This window comes from Ventrimonas sp. (genome assembly GCF_048380235.1).
Lineage (GTDB): Bacteria > Bacillota > Clostridia > Lachnospirales > Lachnospiraceae > Brotaphodocola.
The window spans coordinates 24,926-31,171 of the sequence record NZ_DBFCCJ010000016.1 but is presented as its reverse complement, the minus strand read 5'-3'; the positions used below and the strand labels follow the sequence as shown (position 1 = coordinate 31,171).

Annotated in this window: 5 protein-coding genes; 4 read left to right on the top strand and 1 reads right to left on the bottom strand. The window is 50.3% G+C overall.

Annotated elements, in window-relative coordinates; genetic code table 11:
- Positions 1-542: 542 nt before the first annotated feature.
- Positions 543-2,120, bottom strand: a complete 1,578-nt coding sequence (locus tag ACMP1L_RS02380) for an amidophosphoribosyltransferase (RefSeq protein WP_418451912.1) — start codon at positions 2,118-2,120, stop codon at positions 543-545.
- Between the two features lie 289 nt (positions 2,121-2,409).
- On the opposite strand from ACMP1L_RS02380, the gene hisZ reads away from it, so the two are divergent.
- The 4 genes from hisZ to hisB are packed head-to-tail and all read left to right on the top strand — an operon-like array spanning position 2,410 to position 6,245.
- On the top strand, positions 2,410-3,684 hold the full coding sequence (gene hisZ, locus ACMP1L_RS02375; protein ID WP_475544508.1) for an ATP phosphoribosyltransferase regulatory subunit: 1,275 nt from the start codon (positions 2,410-2,412) through the stop codon (positions 3,682-3,684).
- 15 nt (positions 3,685-3,699) lie between these two features.
- Positions 3,700-4,344, top strand: a complete 645-nt coding sequence (gene hisG / locus ACMP1L_RS02370; protein ID WP_418451911.1) for an ATP phosphoribosyltransferase — start codon at positions 3,700-3,702, stop codon at positions 4,342-4,344.
- Between the two features lie 6 nt (positions 4,345-4,350).
- Positions 4,351-5,640 carry a histidinol dehydrogenase gene (gene hisD / locus ACMP1L_RS02365; RefSeq protein ID WP_418451910.1) on the top strand — a complete coding sequence of 430 codons (1,290 nt, stop codon included), beginning with the start codon at positions 4,351-4,353 and terminating at the stop codon, positions 5,638-5,640.
- Between the two features lie 17 nt (positions 5,641-5,657).
- Positions 5,658-6,245: an imidazoleglycerol-phosphate dehydratase HisB gene (hisB, locus tag ACMP1L_RS02360; protein ID WP_418451909.1), complete on the top strand. Its 588-nt coding sequence runs from the start codon at positions 5,658-5,660 to the stop codon at positions 6,243-6,245.
- The last annotated feature ends 1 nt before the right edge of the window (position 6,246 follow it).

Below are 6,246 nucleotides of genomic sequence, written 5' to 3'. Positions count from 1 at the left end.
TTTTCACATATCGTTGTTTGCTTGCTCTCACAACACGCGTTCGCCTGCATCGGACTACATCCGCTGCATTCGTACACGTGTGTTCAAGATGCAAACACCTGATATGCTGAAAATCCCGGAAGGCGGTCTCATTCACTTCCTACTTTATTGGCCCTGCTACAAAAAATAGAAGCTACAGCCTATATTAACTCTGCCATAAAAAGAAAACGCAGCTCGAACACTACGATTAGATAAAAGCCGGATTTACAGGCTTTCGTCAGCAACGTTCTGGCTGCGTTTATTATTATCGTAGAATAACCAATACAGTAGAAGGTTCGGTCAGACTATACAGAATAAGCAGATGCGTTGGAATTTTCTTCATGAGCGAGCATAGCGCCAGACCGGAGAGCATTGTCTGAGCGTGCAGAGCACGCGAGTTTTGCTCGCAGGTCTGGCAATAGGCGGCGGAGCGAATGAAGTACAAAATTTCACAGCATCTGCTTATTCTGTATGGTCTGACCGAACCTTCGGACCTTATGTGGTTACGTCTCAATATTGCAATTTTATTCCTGTCCGTCCCAGCAGTATGTGCACAGGCATTCCTTTGGCAGTCCGATGGATTTCACCAGATCATCTAACCGGTGGAATTTGAGGGTAGTGAAGTTTAAGCGCTTGCGGATTTCCTCGACCATCTCCTGATAGTTTTTGCTGTCCGGGTTGGCGTAGTCGGCGAGGACTTCTTCGGATACGTTGTCTCCCTCCCGGTCGCGGATGATGCGGCGGGTGATCAGGTCCAGTTCGGAGTTGGATCGGGAGAAGTTTAAGTACTTGCATCCGAAGAGAAGCGGCGGGCAGGCCGGGCGGATATGGACTTCTTTGGCGCCGCTCTGATAAAGGAACTCAGTAGTTTCGCCAAGCTGGGTTCCGCGGACAATGGAATCGTCGATGAGGAGCAGGCTCTTGTCGCGGATGAGCGCGCCGACCGGGATCAGCTTCATCTTCGCGATTAAGTTTCTCTGGCTCTGGTTCTGCGGCATGAAGGAACGCGGCCAGGTTGGGGTGTACTTGATGAACGGACGCGCAAACGGGATGCCGGACTCGTTGGCATAGCCGATGGCGTGGGCGATGCCGGAATCCGGAACGCCTGCAACAATATCCGGGTGAATGGTGTCGGCCGGTGCGCTGGTGGTGTTCTGCTCAGCAGAAATGTCAGCAGCATCGGAAACCTGGGCATCGGTGTTGCTGTGCGCTGTTGGCAGATTGCTGCCCAGAGGAGCCTGGCTGCCGGAACCAGCTGCAGTTTCATGTCCCGGACAGTGGCTGCACCCATGGCATCCGAGATCCCGGTCTGCCAGGATCTGTCCGCAGCGGTAACGCATTTCTTCTACGTTGATTCCTTCATAGCTGGAGGTAGGGTAGCCATAATAAACCCACAGGAAGGAACAGATCTTCATCTCTTTGCGCGGAGCGGAAAGCTGGGTTACACCGTCCGCGCTCACGTGAACAATCTCACCTGGTCCCAGTTCATAGCAGTCGTGATATCCGAGATTGATATAGGCAAAGCTCTCAAAGGAAACACAGCAGGCCTCATCCTTCTGTCCAACCGTCAGAGGAGTACGTCCATAGCGGTCTCTGGAAGCGTAGATGCCATCCGGGGTCAGGAGGAGAATGGTCATGGAACCCTGGATCATTTCCTGGGCATACAAAAGTCCTTCCACCAGACTCTGCTTCTGATTGATGATGGCTGCAGTCAATTCTGTGGCATTGATGCGTCCGCCACTCATTTCCATGAAATGAATGTGTCCGTTTTTGAAGGCATGATCGATCAGCTCTGCTTCATTGTTGATCTTGCCAACGGTAACGATGGCGTAGCTTCCAAGATGAGAGTGGATCAGAAGCGGCTGCGGCTCATTATCCGAAATGGAGCCAATTCCGGCATTGCCGGAAAGCTCTTCTACATCCCGTTCAAACTTTGTCCGGAACGGGGAATTTTCTATATTATGAATACTCCTCTGAAATCCGTTTTCTCCATAGACGGCCATTCCGCCGCGGCGTGTTCCAAGGTGAGAATGATAGTCTGTACCAAAAAACAGATCCATCACACAGTCGTGTTTTGATACTACTCCAAAAAAACCTCCCATGATTGTTAAACTCCTTCCAATCTGTATGTAATCGTGTCATGTGTGCAAAATACAGACTCAGTGTATCATATATCACTATATTTATACAACTGGCATTATATATAAAAATTACTAATATATATAACCGGAATGTATTTGACGGAGCCGGAATGAGGATTTACAATAGGGTTAAGTGCCAAAACAAAAACAAGATATTGATTGACAATTCAGATACTTTCTCCTATAATTAAAACCACGTTAATGAATTAGCACTTTACCACAACAAAGCATTGGAGACGGGATTATGAACATGAACAACCAGCTACTGCATACCCCGGAGGGTGTGCGTGACATTTATGCGGAGGAATGTGCCAGAAAGCTTGCGGTGGAGCAGAAGATCCAGCATGTGTTCGGCCTTTACGGATATCAGAGCATTGAAACGCCGGTATTTGAGTTTTTTGATATTTTCAAGAAAGAGCGCGGAAGTGTGGGAAGTCAGGGCATGTACAAGTTTTTTGACCGGGACAACAACACCCTGGTGCTCCGTCCGGATATGACACCTCCCATTGCCCGCTGCGTTGCAAAGTATTATATGGATGAGACAAAACCGCTGCGTCTCTGTTATCTTGGGCCGACCTTCATCAATGGAACCAGTTATCAGGGCCGTTTAAAGGAATCCACCCAGACCGGCGCCGAGCTGATCGGAGATGACACAGCAGATGCGGATGCAGAGATGATCGCCATGGTCATTGATGCCTTGCGGGAAACCGGCTTAAAGGAGTTCCAGGTAGAACTTGGCCAGGTGGAATTTTACCGCGGACTGGTGGAGGAATCCGGTATGGACGAGGAGACGCAGGAAAAGCTTCGTATCCTCATCGAAAATAAAAACTATTTTGGCGTGGAGGAGCTTTTATCCGAGCAGACCATGGGTGCGGAATTAAAAAAGCTCTTTCTGAAGCTTCCGGAGCTGTTCGGAGACATTGACCAGATCCGTCTGGCAAAATCCATGACGACCAATGCGCGTGCCCTTGGGGCTATCCGCCGTTTGGAGGAGGTACAGGAGATCCTGGACAGCTACGGTCTTGGGGATTACGTTTCCTATGACCTTGGCATGCTGAGCAAATATTCCTATTATACCGGTATTATTTTCAAGGCCTACACCTACGGAACCGGCGAATATATTGTGGCAGGCGGCCGGTACGACAAGCTGCTGGAGCAGTTCGGAAAAAAGGCAGCGGCAGTCGGCTTTGCCATCATGGCAGACCAGCTCCTTCTGGCGCTTTCCAGACAGAAGATCCGCATTGATGTCAAAATGAATGACACGATCATCCTGTATGATCAGCAGGCAAGAGATAAGGCAATCCGCCTGGCGTGCCAGTTCCGCAATGCCGGAATCCCGGCACAGCTTACGCCAAGAACGGAGGCGGAGACCATGGACGCATATCTGGATTACGCAAGACGGTTCCAGATGCACCGCCTCATCAGCCTTCCTGCAGATGGCAGTACTGCAGTGGTTTATGATACGGAAACAGGCGTTTCTGTCAGTCAGGCATACACCGAAACTGTTCGGGATTACATTCATTAAAGGAGACTGGCCGTTATGAGATATCTTACATTTGCGCTGGCCAAGGGACGGCTGGCAAATAAATCGCTGGATCTGTTCGAAAAGATCGGCATTACCTGTGAAGAGATGAAGGCCAAGGACACAAGAAAGCTGATCTTCACCAATGAGGAACTTGGGTATCGTTTTTTTCTTGCAAAAGCCAATGACGTGCCGACCTATGTAGAGTATGGCGCAGCCGATATCGGCATTGTAGGAAAAGATACAATCCTGGAAGAGGGACGAAAGCTTTACGAGGTGCTGGACTTAAAACTGGGCAAATGCCGCATGTGTGTGTGCGGTCCCGAATCGGCCCGGGAGCTGCTGCAGCACCATGAGCTCATCCGCGTAGCTACCAAGTACCCGGCCATCGCAAAGGATTACTTCTATAATAAAAAGCACCAGACAGTGGAAATCATCAAGCTAAACGGTTCCATTGAGCTGGCACCCATCGTTGGCCTTTCCGAGGTCATCGTAGATATCGTAGAGACCGGTTCTACACTGCGGGAGAACGGCCTGACCGTACTGGAAGAAGTCTGCCCGCTTTCCGCACGCATGGTGGTGAACCAGGTCAGTATGAAACGGGAGCATGAGCGTATCACCAAGATCATTCAGCAGTTAAAAAATCTGATCCAGGAGGCATAAGAAACCATGAGAATCATCAAATTAAATGAACAGAGCAGGGCAAACATCCTTGCAGATTTATTAAAGCGTGACCCAAATAACTACAGCGCCTATGAGGACACCGTACAGGCAATCGTAGACGATGTCCGCGCCAGAGGTGATGAAGCCCTTTTTGAATATACAAAAAAATTTGACGGAGCAGAGCTGTCTGCAGACAACATCCGCGTGACTCAGGCTGAGATCCAGGAGGCTCTTTCCCAGGTTGATCCGAACCTTCTGGCAGTCATGAAGAAATCCATGAAAAACATCCGGGAATACCATGAAAAACAGAAGCAGTACAGCTGGTTTGACAGCAAGCCGAACGGCACCATCCTCGGACAGAAGGTAACTGCACTTTCCAGTGTCGGTGTTTATGTGCCTGGCGGCAAAGCTGCTTACCCGTCTTCTGTGCTGATGAATATCATCCCGGCAGAAGTGGCCGGAGTTGAAAAGATCGTCATGGTGACTCCGCCGGGAAAAGACGGCAAGGTCAATCCGGTGACCCTGATCGCGGCACACCTGGCCGGTGCCACTGAGGTTTATAAGGTGGGCGGTGCCCAGGCCATCGCAGCTCTGGCATTTGGCACGAAATCCATTCCGCGTGTCAATAAAATCGTAGGACCGGGCAACATCTTTGTTGCTCTGGCGAAAAAGGCCGTGTATGGCCATGTGAGCATCGACAGCATTGCCGGACCGAGTGAGATCCTGGTACTGGCGGATGAGACCGCAAACCCTCGCTTTGTGGCTGCCGATCTTTTGTCCCAGGCTGAGCATGATGAGCTGGCATCCGCAATTCTGGTTACCACCAGCATGGAGCTGGCAGAAAAAGTATCCGCAGAGGCAGAAGCCTTCGTACAGAAGCTGTCCAGAAAGGCAATCCTGGAGAAATCCCTAGAGAACTACGGCTACATTCTGGTAGCGGATTCCATGGAGGATGCTATTGAGACTGCCAACGCCATTGCTTCCGAGCACCTGGAGATCGTGACAAAGAACCCGTTTGAGGTCATGACCAAGATCCAGAATGCCGGTGCCATCTTTATGGGCGAATACAGCTCTGAGCCGCTGGGTGATTACTTTGCAGGCCCGAACCATGTGCTTCCGACCAACGGAACCGCAAAATTCTTCTCCCCTCTCGGCGTAGACGATTTCATCAAGAAATCCAGCATCATCTATTATTCCAGAGAAGCGCTCGAGGCGGTACACACGGATATCGAAAGCTTTGCAGAGGCAGAGCACCTGACCGCACATGCCAACTCCGTCCGTGTCCGCTTTGAATAAGAGGGAGGAACTGTATTATGGCACGCTGCGCAACGATTGAACGAAATACAAAAGAAACAAAAATCTGCCTGACCCTGGATCTGGACGGAACCGGAAAAGCAGATATCCATACCGGCATTGGCTTTTTTGACCATATGTTAAACGGCTTTGCGCGGCATGGGCTGTTTGATTTAAGTCTCCGGGTGGACGGAGATCTGGAGGTCGATACCCACCATACTATTGAGGATACCGGCATTGTGCTGGGAAAGGCGATCAAAGAGGCTGTGGGAGATAAAAAAGGCATCGTCCGCTACGGTACCATGATCCTTCCCATGGATGAGGCGCTGCTCTTGTGTTCTCTGGATCTCTGCGGACGTCCGTATCTGGTGTATGACTTAAATCTGGACCGGGAAAAGGTGGGCGATCTGGAAACAGAGATGATCCGCGAGTTTTTCTATGCGGTATCTTACGGCGCAGAGATGAACCTGCATGTAAAGCAGTTAAGCGGCATCAACAACCATCATATCATTGAGGGCGCTTTCAAGGCTTTTGCGAAGGCACTGGACAGTGCCACCCGCTATGATGCGCGCATCATAGACGTTCTGTCTACGAAGGGCGTTCTGTAAG

Coding starts and splice junctions, on each gene's coding strand:
- ACMP1L_RS02380 (WP_418451912.1), bottom strand. CDS start 2,120: ATGGGAGGTTTTTTTGGAGTAGTATCAAAACACGACTGTGTGATGGAT.
- hisZ (WP_475544508.1), top strand. CDS start 2,410: ATGAACAACCAGCTACTGCATACCCCGGAGGGTGTGCGTGACATTTAT.
- hisG (WP_418451911.1), top strand. CDS start 3,700: ATGAGATATCTTACATTTGCGCTGGCCAAGGGACGGCTGGCAAATAAA.
- hisD (WP_418451910.1), top strand. CDS start 4,351: ATGAGAATCATCAAATTAAATGAACAGAGCAGGGCAAACATCCTTGCA.
- hisB (WP_418451909.1), top strand. CDS start 5,658: ATGGCACGCTGCGCAACGATTGAACGAAATACAAAAGAAACAAAAATC.